This is a genomic window from Mesorhizobium sp. WSM4837, assembly GCF_055811435.1.
In genome coordinates, this window is sequence record NZ_JBVVQE010000045.1 from 1 (window position 1) to 18,328 (window position 18,328).

General features: G+C 63.0%; 19 protein-coding genes and 2 pseudogenes. 13 read left to right on the plus strand and 8 right to left on the minus strand.

The features are described 5' to 3' along the window. Positions 1-231, plus strand: a pseudogene (gene tdh / locus AC0L3D_RS23610) (L-threonine 3-dehydrogenase); the annotation flags it as partial. Positions 232-293: 62 nt separating this feature from the next. Here the strand turns inward: tdh and AC0L3D_RS23615 are convergent. Further along, positions 294-749: a MarR family winged helix-turn-helix transcriptional regulator gene (locus AC0L3D_RS23615; RefSeq protein WP_287070675.1), complete on the minus strand. Its 456-nt coding sequence runs from the start codon at positions 747-749 to the stop codon at positions 294-296. A gap of 79 nt (positions 750-828) precedes the next feature. Between AC0L3D_RS23615 and hmgA the strand changes: the two genes are divergently transcribed. From hmgA to AC0L3D_RS23645, 6 genes and pseudogenes are all read left to right on the plus strand, one after another. After that, positions 829-2,142 carry a homogentisate 1,2-dioxygenase gene (gene hmgA / locus AC0L3D_RS23620; protein WP_128176899.1) on the plus strand — a complete coding sequence of 438 codons (1,314 nt, stop codon included), beginning with the start codon at positions 829-831 and terminating at the stop codon, positions 2,140-2,142. An 11-nt stretch (positions 2,143-2,153) separates the two neighbouring features. After that, entirely contained in the window at positions 2,154-3,044 is an 891-nt protein-coding gene (locus AC0L3D_RS23625; protein ID WP_473645982.1) for an MBL fold metallo-hydrolase, read from the plus strand. Positions 3,045-3,118: 74 nt separating this feature from the next. Next, entirely contained in the window at positions 3,119-4,132 is a 1,014-nt protein-coding gene (locus AC0L3D_RS23630; protein WP_473629744.1) for a fumarylacetoacetate hydrolase family protein, read from the plus strand. A gap of 27 nt (positions 4,133-4,159) precedes the next feature. Next, positions 4,160-4,705: a DinB family protein gene (locus AC0L3D_RS23635; RefSeq protein ID WP_473629745.1), complete on the plus strand. Its 546-nt coding sequence runs from the start codon at positions 4,160-4,162 to the stop codon at positions 4,703-4,705. Between the two features lie 51 nt (positions 4,706-4,756). Next, positions 4,757-5,004 (plus strand): annotated as a pseudogene (locus tag AC0L3D_RS23640) (BrnT family toxin). Next, positions 4,991-5,302, plus strand: coding sequence for a BrnA antitoxin family protein (locus AC0L3D_RS23645; protein ID WP_023803217.1), 312 nt, complete (start codon positions 4,991-4,993; stop codon positions 5,300-5,302). The pseudogene AC0L3D_RS23640 and the gene AC0L3D_RS23645 overlap by 14 nt, the downstream one beginning before the upstream one ends. A gap of 7 nt (positions 5,303-5,309) precedes the next feature. Here AC0L3D_RS23645 and hppD read toward each other — a convergent pair whose 3' ends face one another. Then, entirely contained in the window at positions 5,310-6,422 is a 1,113-nt protein-coding gene (hppD, locus tag AC0L3D_RS23650) for a 4-hydroxyphenylpyruvate dioxygenase (RefSeq protein WP_128170248.1), read from the minus strand. 139 nt (positions 6,423-6,561) lie between these two features. On the opposite strand from hppD, the gene AC0L3D_RS23655 reads away from it, so the two are divergent. Next, positions 6,562-7,029: an Lrp/AsnC family transcriptional regulator gene (locus AC0L3D_RS23655; RefSeq protein WP_473629780.1), complete on the plus strand. Its 468-nt coding sequence runs from the start codon at positions 6,562-6,564 to the stop codon at positions 7,027-7,029. Here the strand turns inward: AC0L3D_RS23655 and AC0L3D_RS23660 are convergent. The 4 genes from AC0L3D_RS23660 to aztA form a co-directional block, all read right to left on the minus strand. Beyond that, positions 7,026-7,364, minus strand: coding sequence for a protein tyrosine phosphatase family protein (locus AC0L3D_RS23660; RefSeq protein ID WP_287257746.1), 339 nt, complete (start codon positions 7,362-7,364; stop codon positions 7,026-7,028). The two genes, AC0L3D_RS23655 and AC0L3D_RS23660, sit on opposite strands and share 4 nt — an antisense overlap. A gap of 147 nt (positions 7,365-7,511) precedes the next feature. Further along, positions 7,512-8,444 (minus strand): zinc ABC transporter substrate-binding protein AztC, encoded by a 933-nt coding sequence (gene aztC, locus AC0L3D_RS23665; RefSeq protein WP_473645970.1) that lies wholly within the window; start codon positions 8,442-8,444, stop codon positions 7,512-7,514. 19 nt (positions 8,445-8,463) lie between these two features. Next, a complete protein-coding gene (aztB, locus tag AC0L3D_RS23670) occupies positions 8,464-9,339 on the minus strand; it encodes a zinc ABC transporter permease AztB (RefSeq protein ID WP_473645984.1) in 876 nt (291 codons plus the stop codon). Then, the gene (gene aztA, locus AC0L3D_RS23675) at positions 9,339-10,163 is read right to left on the minus strand and encodes a zinc ABC transporter ATP-binding protein AztA (protein WP_473645971.1); all 825 of its coding nucleotides are present in this window, start codon (positions 10,161-10,163) and stop codon (positions 9,339-9,341) included. Before aztA ends, aztB begins: the two co-directional genes overlap by 1 nt. A gap of 222 nt (positions 10,164-10,385) precedes the next feature. Here aztA and AC0L3D_RS23680 point away from each other — a divergent pair, with 222 nt between their 5' ends. Beyond that, positions 10,386-10,730, plus strand: a complete 345-nt coding sequence (locus AC0L3D_RS23680; RefSeq protein ID WP_023803210.1) for a RidA family protein — start codon at positions 10,386-10,388, stop codon at positions 10,728-10,730. Between the two features lie 45 nt (positions 10,731-10,775). Here the strand turns inward: AC0L3D_RS23680 and hutC are convergent, their stop codons facing one another. Beyond that, complete coding sequence (hutC, locus tag AC0L3D_RS23685) at positions 10,776-11,522, minus strand: histidine utilization repressor (protein WP_473629746.1); 747 nt, start codon at positions 11,520-11,522, stop codon at positions 10,776-10,778. Next, positions 11,519-12,871 (minus strand): formimidoylglutamate deiminase, encoded by a 1,353-nt coding sequence (locus tag AC0L3D_RS23690; RefSeq protein WP_473629747.1) that lies wholly within the window; start codon positions 12,869-12,871, stop codon positions 11,519-11,521. Before AC0L3D_RS23690 ends, hutC begins: the two co-directional genes overlap by 4 nt. A gap of 100 nt (positions 12,872-12,971) precedes the next feature. Between AC0L3D_RS23690 and hutI the strand changes: the two genes are divergently transcribed. Genes hutI through hutU form a run of 4 tightly spaced genes read left to right on the plus strand, consistent with a single transcriptional unit; the run spans position 12,972 to position 18,321 of the window. Beyond that, positions 12,972-14,207, plus strand: a complete 1,236-nt coding sequence (gene hutI / locus AC0L3D_RS23695; RefSeq protein ID WP_473629748.1) for an imidazolonepropionase — start codon at positions 12,972-12,974, stop codon at positions 14,205-14,207. Continuing rightward, positions 14,204-15,739: a histidine ammonia-lyase gene (hutH, locus tag AC0L3D_RS23700; RefSeq protein ID WP_473629749.1), complete on the plus strand. Its 1,536-nt coding sequence runs from the start codon at positions 14,204-14,206 to the stop codon at positions 15,737-15,739. The genes hutI and hutH overlap by 4 nt, the downstream gene beginning before the upstream one ends. 52 nt (positions 15,740-15,791) lie before the next feature. Continuing rightward, positions 15,792-16,610 (plus strand): N-formylglutamate deformylase, encoded by an 819-nt coding sequence (gene hutG, locus AC0L3D_RS23705; protein WP_473645973.1) that lies wholly within the window; start codon positions 15,792-15,794, stop codon positions 16,608-16,610. Between the two features lie 40 nt (positions 16,611-16,650). Next, a complete protein-coding gene (hutU, locus tag AC0L3D_RS23710) occupies positions 16,651-18,321 on the plus strand; it encodes a urocanate hydratase (RefSeq protein ID WP_473629751.1) in 1,671 nt (556 codons plus the stop codon). Positions 18,322-18,328: the final 7 nt, after the last annotated feature.

An 18,328-nucleotide genomic window follows, 5' to 3' on the forward strand; every position in this document is an offset into this window, starting at 1 on the left:
GCGCCGACCGGCTTCGAGATCGACTGGAACAAGGTCATCTTCAAGATGCTGCATCTCAAGGGCATCTATGGCCGCGAAATGTTCGAGACCTGGTACAAGATGATCGCGCTGGTGCAGGGTCCGCTCGATGTCAGTGGGCTGATCACCCACCGCATCGGAGTGGACGACTTCCAGACCGGGTTCGATGCGATGAAGAGCGGCAATTCCGGCAAGGTGGTGATGGACTGGTGAGTGTTGGCCGGGTGCCGTTCCGGAAACGTTAGAGGGGTGGGCAGGATCGCTGCGTAGCAGTTTCATAGCTGCGTCGTTGATCTATCCAATGCCCCCTTAAGTGCCGCCATCCCTTCCGTGACCGCCGCTCGCTCGCTCGCGTTCAGCCTTCCCAGCAAGTCCCGCTCGAACGCTTTTGCCAACGGCACCATCTCGCGATAGGCGGCAAGGCCCGCGTTGGTCAGCGTCAGGTGCTCGACACGGCGGTCTTTTTCATCAGGTTTTCGCGTCAGCCAGCGGCGCCGTTCGAGCTCGGCGACGGCGCGCGAAACCTTGGTCTTGTGCATGGCCGACTGTTCGCCGAGCGCTGTTGCCGTCATCGTGCCGTGCTGGCCGAGACCGGCCAGCGTGCGCCATTCGGGCCGCGTCAGGCCGTGGCGGTCCTTGTAAACCCTGGAAAATTCGCGGCTGACAGCATCGGCAAGGCGATAGAGCCGGTAGGGCAGGAAGCTTTCAAGTTCGAGGGTGTCAGCCTCCATGGTCTGCTCCATCACGATTGATAGTTACATTTTCGATGGTTACAAATGAAACCAATTTGGTCAATCCAGGGAGGATGCCATGGCCTTTTCCTACATGCCGGGGTTCGGCAACGACTTCGAAACCGAGACTTTGCCCGGTTCGCTGCCGCAAGGGCGGAATTCGCCGCAGCGGCCGGCCTACGGCCTTTATGCCGAGCAGCTTTCGGGCTCGCCCTTCACCGCGCCACGCGGCACCAATGAGCGCTCCTGGCTTTATCGCATCAGGCCGAGCGTCCGGCACACCGGCCGCTTCAAGGTGGCGGATTATCCGCTGTGGAAAAGCGCGCCGAATGTCGGCGATCACGAACTGGCGCTTGGCCAGTACCGCTGGAACCCGGTGCCGATGCCGAAGGAACCCACCGACTTCATTGCCGGCATGCGCTCGATCACCACCGCCGGCGACGTGCTCGGCCAGACCGGCATGGCCGCCCATGTCTATGTCGCCAACCGATCGATGGCCGACGACCATTTCTTCAACGCCGACGGCGAGTTGCTTATCGTGCCGCAAGTGGGCGCGCTGCGCTTCGTCACCGAGATGGGCGTCATCGAATTGCGACCGGGCGAGATCGCCGTGCTGCCGCGCGGCCTCGTGTTCAAGGTCGAACTGGTCGATGAAACAGTGCGCGGCTATGTCTGCGAGAACTACGGCGCCAAGCTGACGCTGCCGGATCGTGGCCCGATCGGCGCCAATTGCCTGGCCAATCCGCGCGATTTCAAGACACCTTGCGCCTGGTTCGAGGACAAGGAGACGCCGTGCCGGCTGATCGTGAAATGGTGCGGCCAGTTTCATGTCACCGAACTCGATCATTCGCCGCTGGATGTGGTGGCGTGGCACGGCAACTACTCGCCCTACAAATATGATCTTGCAACGTTTTCGCCGGTCGGCGCCATCCTGTTCGACCATCCCGATCCGTCGATCTTCACGGTGCTGACCGCGCCGAGCGGCGAAGAGGGCACCGCCAACATCGACTTCGTCATCTTCCCGCCGCGCTGGCTGGTGGCCGAAAACACGTTTCGCCCGCCCTGGTATCACCGCAACATCATGAGCGAGTTCATGGGCCTGATCCACGGCCAGTACGACGCCAAGGAAGAGGGTTTCGTTCCCGGTGGCATCAGCCTGCACAATCTGATGCTGGCCCACGGGCCTGACGCAACAGGTTTTGAAAAAGCCTTCCACGCGGATCTGAAACCGGTCAAGCTCGACAACACCATGGCCTTCATGTTCGAGACGCGATTCCCACAGATGCTGACCCGCTACGCCGCCGAGGTTGAAACCCGGCAGGACAATTACATCGACTGCTGGGCCGATCTGAAGAAGCGCTTCAACGGCACGCCCGAGGGCGACTGGTCTTGAGCGCTGATCCAATGCGGGATCGGCTGGTGCTGCTGGGCTCGAAGGGCGGCCCGGCGCTCCGGCCGGGCGGTCGGTGGCCGAGTTCGTCGCTGCTGATATTCGGCGGACGTACCATCGTCGTGGATTGCGGGCTTGGCGTGACGCACGGGCTGGCCGAGACCGGCATCAGCCTGAAGTCGCTCGACCTGGTCTTCATCACGCATCTGCATTCCGACCATGTGCTGGAACTCGGTCCGCTGATCCACACCGCCTGGACGGCGGGTCTGGCGACACCGGTCACCGTGTTCGGCCCGCCCGGCACCGGCCATTACTGGCAGCGCTTTTGCCAGGCGATGGAATTCGACATCGAGATACGCATAGTCGACGAAGGCCGGCTTGATATCGCAGATTTGGTTTCGATCATCGAGTTCGGCGAAGGCCGGGTGATGGAGGAGCGCGGCCTGAAGGTTTTGGCGCTGCGCGTCGACCATCCGCCGGTGAACGACTGCTTTGCGCTGCGCTTCGAGCATGCCGGACAGAGCGTGGTGTTTTCCGCCGATACGGCGTTCTTTCCGCCATTGGCGGATTTCGCCAAAGGCGCCGACATTCTCGTCCATGAAGCCATGCTGGAAGACGGCATCGAGCGGCTCGTCGCGAAAACCGGCAATGGCGCGCGGCTGAGGGAGCATCTGCTCGCCAGCCATAGTTTTGCTGAGGAGGCGGGGCGCATCGCCAGTGACGCAGGAGCCAAAAGACTGGTGCTCAACCACCTCATCCCGGCCGATGATCCCGAGATCGGCGAGGCCGACTGGATCGCCGCCGTCAGGAAAACATGGGCCGGAGACTTGACGATTGCCCACGACGGCCTTGTTGTGGGACTGGAGCATGATCCCGAACCGAAGGACCGCGTTAGCGAAAAGTGAGAACCGGTTTTCGGAAGAGATCATAAGAACAAAATTCAAAGCGGCACCAAAGCCGCATCAGGAGAGGAAACCGCATGAAGCTTGCCACATTGAAGGACGGGACGCGCGACGGAAAGCTGGTCGTCGTCTCGCGCGACCTGACGCGGTTCACCGATGCCTCGTTTCTGGTGCCGACGTTGCAGTCGGCGCTCGACGACTGGAACCGGATCGCGCCGCATCTGGCGACAATAGCGGAATCGCTGGAGAACAATGCGGTGCCGTCAGCGCGCTTTCACGAGCATGATGCCCATTCGCCGTTGCCGCGCGCCTACCAGTGGGCCGATGGCTCTGCCTATGTGAATCATGTCGAACTGGTGCGGAAGGCGCGCGGCGCCGAGATGCCGGCAAGCTTCTGGACCGATCCGCTGATCTACCAGGGTGGTTCGGACAGTTTCATCGCGCCGCGTGATCCGATCCGCACGGTCGACGAGGCTCTTGGCGTTGACATGGAAGGGGAAGTCGCTGTCGTCGTCGACGATGTGCCGATAGGCGCAAGCCTCGATGCGGCAAGAGCCGCGATCCGGCTGGTCATGCTGGTCAATGACGTCACGCTGCGCTCCCTCACCGCGCCAGAGCTTGCCAAGGGCTTCGGCTTCTTCCAATCAAAGCCGTCCTCGGCGTTTTCGCCCGTCGCGGTGACGCCGGACGAACTTGGCGAGGCCTGGGATGGCGGCAAGGTCAACCTGCCGCTGCTGGTCGATCTCAACGGCAAGCCGTTCGGCCGCGCCAACGCCGGCGTGGACATGACCTTCGATTTTCCGGCGCTGATTGTGCATGCCGCGAAAACCCGGCCGCTGGCCGCCGGCACCATCATCGGTTCGGGCACGGTCTCCAACAAGCTCGACGGCGGCCCTGGCAAGCCTGTCGCGGCGGGCGGCGCCGGCTATTCCTGCATTGCCGAGTTGCGCATGATCGAGACGATAGAGGCCGGGGAACCAACGACCCCGTTCCTGCGCCTTGGCGATACGGTACGCATAGAGATGAAGGACAGGATCGGACATTCGATTTTTGGTGCGATCGAGCAGAAGGTCGAGAAATACATCAGGTAAGATTGCACTGGGAGGACGTCTGAAACGATGAACCTGCTGGACCATTTCAGCCGCATGGCGCGCAACAATCTCTGGTCGAACGACCGGCTGTATAGCGCTGTGCTGCAGCTTGAGCCCGGCGAATTCGAAGCCGAGCGAACCAGCTTCTTTCCGTCGATCATGGCAACGCTCAACCACATCCTGGCGGTCGATCATCTCTATCTCGATTTTCTCGAAGAGGGCGACGTTGGCGCCGCGGCCCATGACGATTTCGTGCCGTTCGATGAACCACAAGCGCTGTTTGACGCCCAGGGCGCATCCGACCGGCGACTGATCGCCTTTTGCGATCATTTGTCGGCGGCCGATCTCGACCGCCGTGTCATCACCGACCGGCGCGAGGACGGAAAAACGGAGCGCATCAGCGATCTGCTCGCCCACCTCTTCATCCACGACATCCATCATCGCGGCCAGGTGCACGCCATGCTGTCCGGCACCTCGGTAAAGCCGCCGCAGCTCGACGAATTCTTCCTCGACTATGATCTGAAGCTGAGGAGAGCGGAGCTCGAGCGGTTGGCGATTGATGGCGGCAATTAATTGTAGTTACGAAAATTCTTGACTTAATTATTGTAGGTACATAAATTTCGGATGAAGATCGTCTGGAAACGGTTGGCCAACATCGAGAAACACGGGTTGGATTTTGCCGCGCTGGATGACGAATTTTCCTTACGTCAACGATCTGGGCGGCCAAAGCTGGTCGTCTCATGGCAATTGGTCGGATGATTGACGGCGTCGTTGCCGTGATCTTTGTCCGGCTCGGCTCCGAGGGCATCTCAATCATTTCGATGCGCCCGGCCAACCCGGCTGAAGGAAGGTTGTACAATGACAAAACCTAAGCTGCAGACAAAATTCGAACCGGGGCGCGGCTACAGCAAGGAAGATTGGGATGCCGTTTCGGACAATCCGGAATGGACAGAGGAGGATTTTCGAAACGCTCGTCCCTTCGCTGAAGTATTTCCGGACCTCGCCGAAAGCATTCGCCGTTCGCGCGGGCGGCCGGCGCTCGACAATCCCAAGAAACAGGTGACGCTGCGCCTCGACAGCGATGTGGTCGCTCGCTTTCGCGCCGGCGGTCCCGGCTGGCAGAGCCGCATCAACGACATTCTGCGCAAGGCCGCCGGCTTGGCCAAATAGGCGTCGCCTACTCCGCCGCCTGCACCTTCAACACCCCGCGCTTGATCTGGTCCTGCTCGATCGATTCGAACAGCGCACGGAAATTGCCCTCGCCAAAACCCTCGTCGCCCTTCCTCTGGATGAATTCGAAGAAGATCGGCCCGATTACGGTTTTCGAGAAGATCTGCAGCAGGATCTTGGTCGTGCCGCCGTCAACCACGCCTTCGCCGTCGATCAGGATGCCGTGCTTTTTCATCCGCTCGATCGGCTCATCATGGCCGTGCACGCGGGCATGAGACATCTCGTAATAGGTTTCCGGCGGACCGGGCATGAACTTCAGCCCGTTGGCTGCCAGCCTGTCGGTGGCGCCGTAGATCTCGTCCGTGCCGACAGCGATGTGCTGGATGCCTTCGCCATTATACTTCTTCAGATATTCGGCTATCTGGCTGGTGTCGTCCTTGGACTCGTTGAGCGGGATGCGGATCTTGCCGCAGGGCGAGGTGATCGCGCGGCTGACCAGGCCGGTGATCTTGCCGTCGATGTCGAAGAAATGGATCTGCTTGAAGCCGAACAGGTCACGATAGAAATCCCACCATTTGTCCATATTGCCGCGATAGACATTGTGGGTGAGGTGGTCGAGATAATAGAAGCCGACGCCTTCCGGCTTCGGGTCGGGCTCGCCCAGCCAGTCGAATTCGGCTTCGTAGGCCGAGCCTTTGTCGCCGTAGACCTCGATGAAATAAAGCAGCGAGCCGCCAATGCCTGATATCGCCGGCACATCGAGCGCCTTGTCGGCGCCTTCATAGGGTGTGGCGCCTTTGGCGACAGCATGGTCGAACGCGTGCTTGGCATCGACCACCCGCCAGGCCATCGAGGAAGCGCAGGGGCCGTGCTTGTCGACGAATTTCATCGCATGCGAGCCGGGTTCGGCATTGACGACATAGTTGATGTCGCCCTGCCGCCAGACGGTGATGTTCTTGGTGCGGTGCTTGGCTACCGGTACATAGCCCATGCGGGTAAAAAGCTCGGCGAGCTTTTCCGGTTCGGGATGCGCGAACTCGACGAATTCGAAGCCGTCGGTGCCGGCGGGATTGGCCTTGCTGATCGTTGCGGGCGGTGCATCGTGCGGGAAGGGACCCATGGTGTTGTCCTCCTAAGCTGCTTGGCCGCAAAGGGCCATTTTGACGCTACTATAGCGCGGAGCAGGCGCATGGTGCTTGCATTCAAACGCTTTAAACGAATAAATCATGCGGGAATTGTGCATGGTGGATGAAAAAATCATGGATGAGGCGCGCATAGACCAGTTTGACCGCAAGATAATGGCTCTCTTGCAGGGCGACGCACGGCTGACCAACAACGATTTGGCGGAACGGGTGAACCTGTCGGCGTCGCAATGTTCGCGCCGCCGCCAGAGGCTGGAGGAGGACGGCTATATCAGGGGCTATCGCGCGGTGCTCGACCGCGACAAGCTCGGCTTCTCACTGGTCAACGTCATCTCGGTGACGCTCGCCACCCACAACCGTGACAATGCGCGGCGCTTCGGCGAGTTGGTGGCGCGGTTGCCGCAGGTGCAGGAGGCGCACGCGCTGACCGGCGAGATGGATTACATCCTGAAAGTGGTGACGCCCGACCTGAAATCGCTGTCGGAATTCGTCAACGGCGTGCTCCTGCCGCACGAATCCGTGCAGCATGTGAAGACGGCGATCGTGCTGGAAACGCTGAAGGAAACCGGCGCGCTGCCGATTTAGCCCTTCGACTGCTGGATCAGCCCAAAAAGGTTGGTGCAGCGTGCGCCGGAACGGCAATAGGCGAACACCGGGCCTTCGAGCTCATCGAGCGCCTCAGCCTGGTCCTCGACATTTTGGGCGGTGATCTGGCCGCTGACGACCGGGATGTAGCGAAAGGTAAGCCCGGCGGCTTCGACTGCCGCTTTGACGGTGTCCGCCGAAGGCTGGCCGGGCTGCTCGTCATCAGGCCGGTTGCAGATGACGCTCTTGAAGCCGGCGGCCTTGATGGCGGCGACTTCTTCGGGCTGGATCTGGCCGGAGACCGAATAGTCCTCGGTGATCTGACGATATTCCATATTTCCTCGCAAAACTGGTTTGGCCGCAGTCTTTAAGACTCCCCGACGAGATCGGCAATCCGCGCAGAATGAAATCCCACTGCGCAGATAGTTATTTTCGACGGAGAATCCAACAGAGCCGGCGCGGCCCGGCTGGCCAGGAAGGCATCAGCTTCCGAGGATCGCGCCTTTGATCTGGGCGATGTTGTTGTGCATCAGGTCGATATAGGTCGATGCCGGGCCGTCGGGTTGCGACAGCGCATCCGAATAAAGCGTGCCGCCAACCTTGGTGCCGGTCTCGCTGGCGATCTGCTCGATCAGCCGCGCGTTGGTGATGTTCTCGATGAAGACCGCCGCCGCCTTGTCCTGCTTCACCTGGCTGACCAGCTTGGCGACGTCGGCAGCGGACGGCTCCGACTCGGTCGACACCCCTTCGGGCGCCAGGAAGGTGAGGCCATAGGCCTTCTCGAAATAGCCGAAGGCGTCATGCGAGGTGATGACGACGCGCTTCTCTTCCGGGATCGACTGGATCGCCGCCTGCACTTCGCCCTCAAGCACGTCGAGTTTCTCGGTATAGGCGGCGGCATTGGCCTTGTAGCTGTCGCAACCCCCAGCGTCGGCGGTGCAGAAGGCATCGGCGATGTTCTTCACATAGATCTTGGCGTTAGCGATCGACTGGAAGGCATGCGGATCGGTCTCGCCATTAGTATGGGCGCCTTCAGCGGCGTCGGCATCGGCGAATTCGGGTTTGAAGTTGATCGGCGTGACGCCCCTGGTCAAAACGGCGATCGTCGCCTTGGAGGCACTGGCGTCGACCAGGCGCTGCAAAAAGCCTTCGAAATGCAGGCCGTTGACCAGCACCACATCCGCACCCGCCATCGCCACCGCGTCAGCCGGGCTCGGCTCGTAGACATGGGCATCGCCATCCGGCCCGACGATGGTGGTCAGATTGATCCGGTCGTCGCCGACATTTTTGGCGAAATCGGCAATGATCGTGAAGCTGGCGACCACTTTCAACGGCTCCGCGAGGGCCGACGACGCGCCAAAGGCTGACAATGTCATAACGCCCACTGCCAGGGCGGCGCGGATCGATTTCAGCATGGACAGCACTCCTTTGGGATCAGGCGGTTCTGTGGCGGTGATGGATAATGCGGGCGTGCAGGATGCCGCGCGTGCCGAACAGGATCGAGGCAAAATAGACAACGCCGGCCGACAGGATGATGGCCGGGCCGGAAGGCAGCGACACGTGGTAGGACAAAAGCAGCCCGGCGACGCAAGAGGCAAAGCCGATCAGCACCGCCAGCACGCACATCGGCTCGACGCGCATGGTCCAGAAGCGGGCGGCAGCCGCAGGCAGCATCATCAGCCCGACCGATAGCAGCGTGCCGAGCGCCTGGAAGCCGCCGACCAGGTTGAGCACAACGAGGCCGAGGAAGATGAAATGCACCGGGCTGCCCAGCCGGCTGACCGAACGCAGGAACAGCGGGTCGAGACATTCGGCGACGAGCGCCCGCCAGAAGATGGCGAGGCTGACCAGCGTGACCAGCACGATGCCGCCGATCAGTGTCAGCGCTTCATTGTTGAGCGCAAGCACGGTGCCGAACAGCACATGCATGAGATCGACGCTGGAGCCGCGGATCGACACCATCAGCACGCCGATCGCCAGCGAAATCAGGTAGAAGGCCGCCATCGAAGCGTCCTCGCGCTGGATGGTGAAGCGCGAGACGGCGCCGGCGCCGAGCGCGACGATGATGCCGGCAATCAGCCCGCCGATGGTCATCGGCAGGATTTCCAGCCCATAAAACAGGAAACCGGCGGCAGCACCCGGCAGGATGGCGTGGGCCATGGCGTCGCCGGAAAGGCTCATGCGCCGCAACATCAGGAACACGCCGACCGGGCAGGCGCCGAGCGACAGCATCAGCGAGCCGGCAAGCGCCCGCTGCATGAAGGCGAATTCGGCGAACGGAGCAACGAGAAGACCGTAGAGCGTGTCCATCATGCTGCCCGCGGCCCGGAGCCGTGATGATGGTCGTGCGCATGGTTGTGCCCAAGGTCGTGCCCGGGGCCGTGACCGTGATCACCGTGTTTGTCCGGCTCGCACCAGGGCGCGTTCTCCTCCCAGGCTTCGTGGAAGCGGCGCGCGCGCAACAGGTTTTCCGGCCGCAGTGTTTCCCTGGTTTCGCCCCAGGCGATTGGCTGGCGCGCCAGCAGCAGCGTCTCGGGGAAGTTCTGGCGCACCAGTTCCAGATCGTGGACGACAACCAGGATCGTGCGTTCCTCGCCATGCCAGCGCTTGATTAGTGCGATCAGGTCGCCGACGGTCTTGGTATCGACGGCGTTGAACGGTTCGTCGAGCAGAATGAGATCGGCGTCCTGCAGCAGCACGCGAGCGAACAGCGTGCGCTGCAGCTGGCCGCCCGACAGCGTGTCGATCGGGCGCTTCTCGAAGCCGCCGAGGCCGACGGCCATCAGCGCCTGGCTGACCGATTCGCGATCTTCCCTGGTGTAGCGGCCGAGCAGCCCGCGCCGTGGCCACAGGCCGAGCGAAACCAGATCAACGACCCGGGCGGGAAAGGAGCGGTCGAGTTCCGACTGTTGCGGCAGATAGGCGGCGCGCACGCCGGGCGCCCGGACAACCGTGCCGGCCATCGGCTTCAACACGCCGACGATACCCTTCATCAGGGTCGACTTGCCCGATCCATTGGCGCCGACGACTGCTGTCAGCGACCCGCGGCGGATTGTGCCATCGAGATGATGGATCGCCGGATGGCTGTTGTAGCCCAGCGTCAGGTCGCGGAATGTCAGGCAGGTTTTGGTCATGTGACGATCCGTGGGACACCACTAGTACGGCAGCGGGGTGGATATGTGATGTTATTACATTAATCAACAAGTCAATCCGGCGGAATTGCGGCGACCGGAGCAATTTGCGTGTGCCTATTTTCGCCCCACGCCTGCTGGCTCAAGAGGATTCGCTCATGCAACCTTGCCGCCAGCGAACCGCGACTCTAAAGAGGCGCGACCCACAAAGGAAGGAAACGTCCAATGAGCATTCGTCGCATCGATGTTGGCCCACGCATGAGCCAGATCGTCATCCATGGCAACACCGTCTATCTGGCTGGTCAGGTCGGCGAACCAGGCGGAAACGTCGGCACCCAGACCAGGGACATCCTGGCGGCCATCGACGAATTGCTGGCCAAGGCCGGCACCGACAAGACCAAGATCCTGCAGGCGATCATCTGGCTGGCCGATATGAGCACCTTTGCCGAGATGAACGCGGCATGGGACAAGTGGGTGCCACAGGGCCATACCCCGGCCCGCGCCACCGGCGAGGCCAAGCTTGCCGGGCCGGAATACCTGGTCGAGATCATCGTTACCGCCGCCATTTGAGATGCGGCTCTTTACCCTCCCCCTCGAGGGCCCTCGAGGGGAGGGTTACCCCTGCGACGGTGTGAACCGCGCGACCAGCGTGTGGCTGTCGGCCGCATAGGTGAAACGGACATGGGTGACCGGGTGCTCGGCGCTCCATGTCCGTCGCTCGACCACCAGGCAGGGGGCGCCGGACTCGATTTCGAGTGCGGTCGCAATGTGTCTGTCGGCGGCGACGGCGCGGATGCGGTGCTCGGCGGCACTCCATGGCACGCGGGCGATCAGCCACGGCCCAGGCGCGACGGCAAAAAATTCCTCGTTGGCGGCCTCGGCCACAGCGGCCAGGTTGATCAGCCGCTGTTCGTGGGCGAACGGCCGCTTGCCGGCGAAATGCCGGCATTCCAGCGCCAGCACCGGCCCGTTGCAGTCGAGTTCCAGCAAGGCGCGATCCTCGGCGCTGCTGCGTCTTTTATGTCGTGCCACACGCTCGTAGCGATAGGGCAGGCCGAGCGCCTCGACCTCGATCCTGATGTCATGGATTTCCAACACCGCAGCTTGCGACTGCGGCCGCTGGACAAAGCTGCCAGAGCGGCGGCGGCGCTCTATCAGCCCCGCCTTGGCAAGCTGCGACAGCGCCTTGTTCACCGTCATGCGCGAACATTTGTACTCGGCCGTCAGCTCGTGCTCGAACGGGATGCGGTGGCCGGGCGCCCAGGCGCCGGACAGGATTCGTTCGCTGATGTCGGACAGGATGCGTTGATGCAGCGAGAGGGGCTCGCCGCCGTCCGCATCCATTGTCTGGATCATGCTCATGCCGAAAGCGCCGTCATCACCTTGCGAAAACGCTCGGCAATAAAATCGCGCCTTGCGTGCCTGCCACTGCTGACCAGTTTCTTGCCATGCACCCAGACACAATCGACCTTGGAACCGTTGGCGAAGATCCAGGTGTCGAGCACTGCATCGCCCGTCTTGCCGGCAAGCGACGGGTGCTTGCCATCGAGCGAGATGAAATCGGCTGGGGCGCCAGCGGCGATCCGCGAGGGACTTGCGCCGAGCGCTGCGCTGCCGCCGTCGAGCGCGGCATCGAACAGTGCGCGCCCGGTCGAACCGCCGGCGACCGCCAGCAGGTTGCGGGCACGGTGGGCGAGGCGCTGCGAATATTCGAGCTGCCGCAATTCGTCCGGCAGGCCGATCAGCACGTTGGAGTCGGAGCCGACGCCGAAGCGGCCGTCATGCTGTTTGAACAAAGGTGCTGCAAAGGTGCCGTCGCCGAGATTGGCCTCGGTGATCGGGCAGAGGCCGGCGATTGCTCCGCTTTTCGCCATGGCCGCCGTCTCGGTCTCGGTCATGTGGGTGGCGTGGATCAGGCACCAGCGACTGTCGACCCTGGCATTGGCGAGCAGCCATTCGACCGGCCGCGCCCCGGACCAGGCAAGGCAGTCCTCCACCTCCTTCACTTGCTCGGCGATGTGGATGTGGATCGGTCCGCCGGGTGCCATTGTCGCGATGCTTTCCAACTGCTCCGGTGTCACGGCGCGCAGACTGTGCGGGGCGATGCCGACGACCGCGTGATTCAAGGTGCGAACGGTTTCGTGACATTTCTCAACAAGCCGCGAGAACCGATTCATATCGTTGATGAATCGCCGCTGGCCTTCATTCGGCGCTGCGCCGCCGAAAGAGGAATGTGCATAGAAGACCGGCAGCAGCGTCAGCCCGATGCCGGTGTCGGCAGCCGCGGCGGTGATGCGGTCGGCCATTTCGGCGACGTTGGCGTAAGGCTGGCCGTCGCGGTCGTGATGCAGATAGTGAAACTCGCCGACGCGTGAGAACCCAGCCTCCAGCATCTCGACATAGAGCTGCGCGGCGACCGCCTCGACCTGATCCGGCGTCATCGACAGCGCGAAGCGATACATCACCTCGCGCCAGCTCCAGAAACTGTCGGCTGAAGTGCCGCGCAACTCGGCTAGACCGGCCATGCCGCGCTGGAAGGCGTGGCTGTGCAGGTTCGGCATGCCTGGCAGCAGAATGGCATGGCGTTCGTCACCGGGCTGGGATGCGGTGTTCGGCTCGACCGTGGTGATGTGGCCATCACTGAGGACAATCCGGGCATTGGAATGCCAGCCGTCGGGCAGAAGCGCCTGTTCCGCAAAGATCGCCGTCACGTTTTTCTCTCCGATTCCCAGTGTCCCGTGCAATGATACCACTTGCAGTGCGTTTCAATATGTATATACATAACCACCGCCGATTGAAACGGAAAAGATGATGGCTGGAGAGAGCAAAAGCCGGGCAGGGGAGATCCGCCTCTGGCGCAATGCGCGACTGGCGACCATGGCCGACAGCGCCGCCGGACTGGGTATCGTCGAAGACGGCGCGATCGTCGCGCGCGATGGTCTGATCGTCTATGCCGGCCAGGAAGCCGACATGCCGGCAGCGTTCAGCCAGAACGCCGAGATTGTCGATTGCGAAGGCCGCTGGATCACACCCGGCCTGATCGACTGCCATACTCATCTGATCCACGCCGGCAATCGCGCCAACGAATTCGAGATGCGGCTGGCCGGCGCCACCTATGAAGAGGTCACCAGGGCCGGCGGCGGGATCGTCTCGTCGGTCAAGGCGCTGCGCGCTGCCAGCCAGCAGGAATTGGTTGCGCAGTCGCTGCCGCGCCTCAACGCGCTGATCGCTGAAGGCCTCACCACCATCGAGGTCAAGTCGGGCTACGGGCTCGATCTCGAAAACGAGAAGAAATCGCTGCGCGCCGCGCGGCTCTTGGGCGAAAACCGTCCAGTAACGGTAACAACGAGCTTCCTCGGCGCGCATGCCCTGCCGCCTGAAGCGAAAGGCGGCAAGGACGCGTTTATCGATCTGGTCGCAAACGAGATTTTGCCGGCCGTCACCGCCGAGGGCCTGGCCGACGCGGTCGATGGTTTTTGCGAGGGCCTCGCCTTTTCGCCCGAGCAGATTTCTCGCGTGTTCGACGCGGCGAAAGCAGCAGGCCTGCCGGTAAAACTCCACGCCGACCAATTGTCCAACCTGCACGGCGCGGAACTTGCGGCGCGCTATGGCGCCCTGTCGGCCGACCATCTCGAATACACTGACGAGGCAGGTGCGGCGGCGATGGCGAGGGCCGGGACCGTGGCGACGATCCTGCCCGGCGCCTACTATTTCATCCGTGAGACCAAGAAGCCGCCGATCGGCCTGTTTCGCCAGCATGGCGTCAAAATGGCGGTCGCCACCGACTGCAATCCCGGCACCTCGCCGCTGACCTCGCTGCTGCTGACCATGAACATGGCGGCGACTTTGTTTGGTCTGACTGTTGACGAATGCCTTGCCGGTGTCACCCGCGAGGCCGCCCGTGCGCTCGGACTGCTCGGACGAACCGGCACGCTGGAGGCTGGGAAATCGGCCGACCTGGCGATCTGGGACATCGAGCGCCCGGCCGAGCTCGTCTACCGCATGGGCTTCAACCCGCTGCATGCCCGCATCTGGAGGGGACAATGAGTGAACTCAGACTCAAGCCGGGCAACACGACGCTGGCCGACTGGCGCGAAATCTATCGTGGCGCCATGCCGAAGCTGGACGCGGCCTGCTGGCCAAAGATCAAGGCCAGCGCCGAGGCCGTTGCCCGCATCGTCGCCAAGGGTGAGCCGGTCTATGGCATCAACACCGGTTTCGGCAAATTGGCCAGCGTCCGTATCCCCGCCGCCGATCTCGAGACGCTGCAACGCAACATCGTGCTGTCGCATGCCGCCGGCGTCGGCGAACCGATGCCGGTCGCTGTTTGCCGGCTGATGATGGCACTGAAGCTGGCCAGCTTGGCGCAGGGCGCGTCCGGCGTGCGGCCGCAGACCATTGAGCTGCTCGAAGCGATGCTCGCCAACGACGTCATTCCGGTGGTGCCGGCGCAAGGCTCGGTCGGCGCATCCGGCGACCTTGCGCCACTGTCGCACATGACAGCGGTGATGATCGGCGTCGGCGAATGTTTTACCCCGCATGGCCGGTTCCCGGCCAAGGTCGCCTTTGTCTCGCACGGGCTGGAGCCGGTCACGCTTGGCGCCAAGGAAGGGTTGGCGCTGCTCAACGGCACGCAGTTCTCGACCGCCTATGCGTTGGCCGCCTTGTTCGACGCCGAAGTGCTCTACCAGTCGGCGCTGGTCGCCGGTGCGCTCTCGACCGATGCCGCCAAGGGTTCCGACGCCCCCTTCGATCCGCGCATCCACCTGCTCAGGAGGCATCCTGGCCAGATCGAGACGGCAGAGACGCTGCGCAACCTGATGGCCGGCAGTGCCATCCGTGAATCGCACCGGGTCGGAGACGAACGCGTGCAGGACCCGTACTGCTTGCGCTGCCAGCCGCAGGTGATGGGTGCAGCGCTCAGCGTGCTGCGCCAGGCCGCCGGCACGCTGGGCACCGAGGCCAACGGCGTCACCGACAATCCGCTAATCTTCGCCGAGGACGACTCAGCACTTTCCGGCGGCAATTTCCACGCCGAGCCGGTCGCCTTCGCCGCCGACATGATCGCGCTCGCCGTCTGCGAGATCGGCTCGCTGTCGGAACGGCGCATCGCCATGCTGGTCGATCCGGCGCTGTCGGGCATGCCGGCCTTCCTGACCCCGAAGCCAGGCTTGAATTCCGGCTTCATGATCCCGCAAGTGACGGCGGCGGCACTCGTCTCGGAAAACAAGCAAAAGGCCTATCCGGCCAGTGTCGATTCGATCCCGACCTCGGCCAATCAGGAAGACCACGTCTCGATGGCGGCACATGGCGCGCGCCGGCTGATCGGCATGATCGAGAATGCGACGGCCGTCATCGGTATCGAATTGCTGGCCGCCACGCAGGGCTGCGATTTCCATGCGCCGCTGGCATCGAGTGCGCCGCTCGAAGCGGTACGCAGGCTGGTCAGGGCCGAAGTGCCGCATCTCGACAATGACCGGCATTTCCACCCCGACATGGAAAAGGCCATCGCCATGGTGCGCAGCGGCGCTGCCGTGAAGGCAGCGGGCGCGGTGGCGCTGCCGGGAATCGCGTCGTGAGGATGTGCGCCTCTATAGGTCGCCGCAAAGCGCCAGCGCAGGGAGACCATTCATGAACGTGCCCTCCTGGCTCACTGTAAAGCGCGGCACCGCCCCCCTGCTGGTCTCGATCCCGCACACCGGCATCGATCTCGCCGGCCTTGAGAGCCGGCTGGTGTCGCCTTGGCTCGGCCGCCGCGACGCCGACTGGTGGATCGACAAGCTGTATGACTTTGCCGAAGACCTCGGCGCGACGGTGGTGCATACCGCGATCTCGCGCACCGTCATCGACGTCAATCGCGATCCCTCCGGCGTCTCGCTCTATCCCGGCCAGGCAACCACCGGCCTGTGCCCGACCGAGACCTTCGACGGCGATCCGCTCTATCGTGTCGGGGAAGAACCTGATGCCTCGGAGGTCGACGAGCGCCGCGAAAAGTACTTTGTGCCTTACCATGCCGCCATGCAGGCCGAGATCGACAGGCTGCGCGCCGTGCACCGGAAGATCGTCCTCTATGACTGCCATTCGATCCGCTCGATGCTGCCGCGGCTGTTCGAAGGCACTCTGCCGGTGTTCAACCTCGGCACCAATGACGGCAAAAGCGCCGACCCGGGCTTGCAGGCAATGGTCGGCCAGATCCTCGCCGAGACCGGCGAGAGTTTTGTCGTCAACGGCCGCTTCAAAGGCGGCTGGATCACGCGCCATTTCGGCCAGCCGCAAAACGGCGTTCATGCGCTGCAGATGGAACTGTCCAACCGCGGCTATATGCGCGAGCCCGAGGGCAAAAGTACGCCCGACAATTGGCCGGTGCCTTACGACCCGGCATTCGCCGCGCCGATCCGCGCCACGCTGAAGCGGATCCTGGAAAGAGCGATTGCCTGGGCCGGGCGCTGACGCATCGTCGCGCAGCTCATTCGAAAGGAAAAGTGACGCCATGACCGATCCTCGCCACAACATCCGCGAAGTCCGCAGCCCGCGCGGCAGCGAGCTCAACGCCCGCACATGGCTGACTGAAGCGCCGTTGCGCATGCTGATGAACAATCTCGATCCCGACGTCGCCGAAAACCCCAACGAACTGGTCGTCTATGGCGGCATCGGCCGCGCGGCGCGCACCTGGAACGACTTTGATCGCATCGTCGCCTCTCTGAAGACGCTTGGAGACGACGAGACGCTGCTGGTGCAGTCGGGCAAGCCGGTCGGCGTGTTTCGTACCCACACCGATGCGCCGCGCGTGCTGATCGCCAATTCCAACCTCGTGCCGCACTGGGCGACATGGGAGAAATTCAACGAGCTCGATAAGAAGGGCCTGATGATGTACGGCCAGATGACGGCCGGCTCGTGGATCTACATCGGCACCCAAGGCATCGTGCAGGGCACCTACGAGACCTTCGTCGAGGCTGGCCGCCAGCATTACGACGGCAACCTCAGGGGCAAATGGATCTTGACCGGCGGCCTCGGCGGCATGGGCGGCGCCCAGCCGCTGGCCGCGGTCATGGCCGGCGCCTGCTGCCTGGCGGTCGAATGCGATCCCGACCGCATCGATTTCAGGCTGCGCACCCGCTATGTCGACGAACGCGCCGACACGCTCGACGAGGCGCTGGAAAGGATCGAGCGCTGGACCAGGGCCGGCGAGGCGAAATCGGTCGGCCTCGTCGGCAACACCGCAGACATCGTGCCGGAACTGGTGCGGCGTGGCGTGCGCCCCGACCTGGTCACCGACCAGACGTCGGCGCATGATCCGCTCAACGGCTATCTCCCCAAGGGCTGGTCGCTCGCCGAATGGCGCGAGAAGCGCACCAGCGACCCGAAGGCGGTCGAAAAGGCGGCGCGCGCGTCGATGCGCGAACATGTCGAGGCGATGGTGGCGTTCTGGAACGCCGGCGTGCCGACGCTCGACTATGGCAACAACATCCGTCAGGTGGCGAAGGAGGAAGGGCTCGACAATGCCTTTGCCTTCCCGGGTTTCGTGCCGGCCTATATCCGGCCACTGTTTTGTCGCGGGATCGGTCCGTTTCGCTGGGCAGCCCTCTCCGGCGATCCCAAGGACATCTACAAGACCGACGCCAAGGTGCGTGAGCTGACGCCCGGCAACACCCACCTGCACAACTGGCTCGACATGGCGCGTGAGCGCATCGCCTTCCAGGGTCTGCCGGCGCGCATCTGCTGGGTTGGTCTCGGCGACCGCCACCGGCTCGGCCTCGCCTTCAACGAGATGGTGGCGAAAGGCGAGCTCAAGGCGCCGGTGGTCATCGGCCGCGATCATCTCGATTCAGGCTCGGTTGCCTCGCCGAACCGCGAGACGGAATCGATGAAGGACGGCTCCGACGCCGTGTCCGACTGGCCGCTGCTCAATGCGCTGCTCAACACCGCCTCCGGCGCAACCTGGGTATCGCTGCATCATGGCGGTGGCGTCGGCATGGGCTTTTCGCAACATGCCGGCATGGTCATCGTTGCCGACGGCACACGCGAAGCGGCCAAACGCCTGGAGCGGGTGCTATGGAATGACCCCGCAACCGGCGTCATGCGCCACGCCGATGCCGGCTATGACCTCGCCATCGACTCCGCCAGGGAGCACCAGCTCAACCTGCCAGGCATCCTCGGCTGAACCGCGC

What these genes read in the sequence shown, in the direction of transcription:
- hppD (WP_128170248.1), bottom strand. Translation starts at nt 6,422, where the DNA reads ATGGGTCCCTTCCCGCACGATGCACCGCCCGCAACGATCAGCAAGGCC.
- hutH (WP_473629749.1), top strand. Translation starts at nt 14,204, where the DNA reads ATGAGTGAACTCAGACTCAAGCCGGGCAACACGACGCTGGCCGACTGG.
- AC0L3D_RS23645 (WP_023803217.1), top strand. Translation starts at nt 4,991, where the DNA reads ATGACAAAACCTAAGCTGCAGACAAAATTCGAACCGGGGCGCGGCTAC.
- aztA (WP_473645971.1), bottom strand. Translation starts at nt 10,163, where the DNA reads ATGACCAAAACCTGCCTGACATTCCGCGACCTGACGCTGGGCTACAAC.
- hutG (WP_473645973.1), top strand. Translation starts at nt 15,792, where the DNA reads ATGAACGTGCCCTCCTGGCTCACTGTAAAGCGCGGCACCGCCCCCCTG.
- AC0L3D_RS23625 (WP_473645982.1), top strand. Translation starts at nt 2,154, where the DNA reads ATGCGGGATCGGCTGGTGCTGCTGGGCTCGAAGGGCGGCCCGGCGCTC.
- hutC (WP_473629746.1), bottom strand. Translation starts at nt 11,522, where the DNA reads ATGAGCATGATCCAGACAATGGATGCGGACGGCGGCGAGCCCCTCTCG.
- aztB (WP_473645984.1), bottom strand. Translation starts at nt 9,339, where the DNA reads ATGGACACGCTCTACGGTCTTCTCGTTGCTCCGTTCGCCGAATTCGCC.
- AC0L3D_RS23615 (WP_287070675.1), bottom strand. Translation starts at nt 749, where the DNA reads ATGGAGGCTGACACCCTCGAACTTGAAAGCTTCCTGCCCTACCGGCTC.
- AC0L3D_RS23635 (WP_473629745.1), top strand. Translation starts at nt 4,160, where the DNA reads ATGAACCTGCTGGACCATTTCAGCCGCATGGCGCGCAACAATCTCTGG.
- AC0L3D_RS23630 (WP_473629744.1), top strand. Translation starts at nt 3,119, where the DNA reads ATGAAGCTTGCCACATTGAAGGACGGGACGCGCGACGGAAAGCTGGTC.
- AC0L3D_RS23680 (WP_023803210.1), top strand. Translation starts at nt 10,386, where the DNA reads ATGAGCATTCGTCGCATCGATGTTGGCCCACGCATGAGCCAGATCGTC.
- aztC (WP_473645970.1), bottom strand. Translation starts at nt 8,444, where the DNA reads ATGCTGAAATCGATCCGCGCCGCCCTGGCAGTGGGCGTTATGACATTG.
- AC0L3D_RS23660 (WP_287257746.1), bottom strand. Translation starts at nt 7,364, where the DNA reads ATGGAATATCGTCAGATCACCGAGGACTATTCGGTCTCCGGCCAGATC.
- AC0L3D_RS23655 (WP_473629780.1), top strand. Translation starts at nt 6,562, where the DNA reads ATGGATGAGGCGCGCATAGACCAGTTTGACCGCAAGATAATGGCTCTC.
- hmgA (WP_128176899.1), top strand. Translation starts at nt 829, where the DNA reads ATGGCCTTTTCCTACATGCCGGGGTTCGGCAACGACTTCGAAACCGAG.
- hutI (WP_473629748.1), top strand. Translation starts at nt 12,972, where the DNA reads ATGGCTGGAGAGAGCAAAAGCCGGGCAGGGGAGATCCGCCTCTGGCGC.
- hutU (WP_473629751.1), top strand. Translation starts at nt 16,651, where the DNA reads ATGACCGATCCTCGCCACAACATCCGCGAAGTCCGCAGCCCGCGCGGC.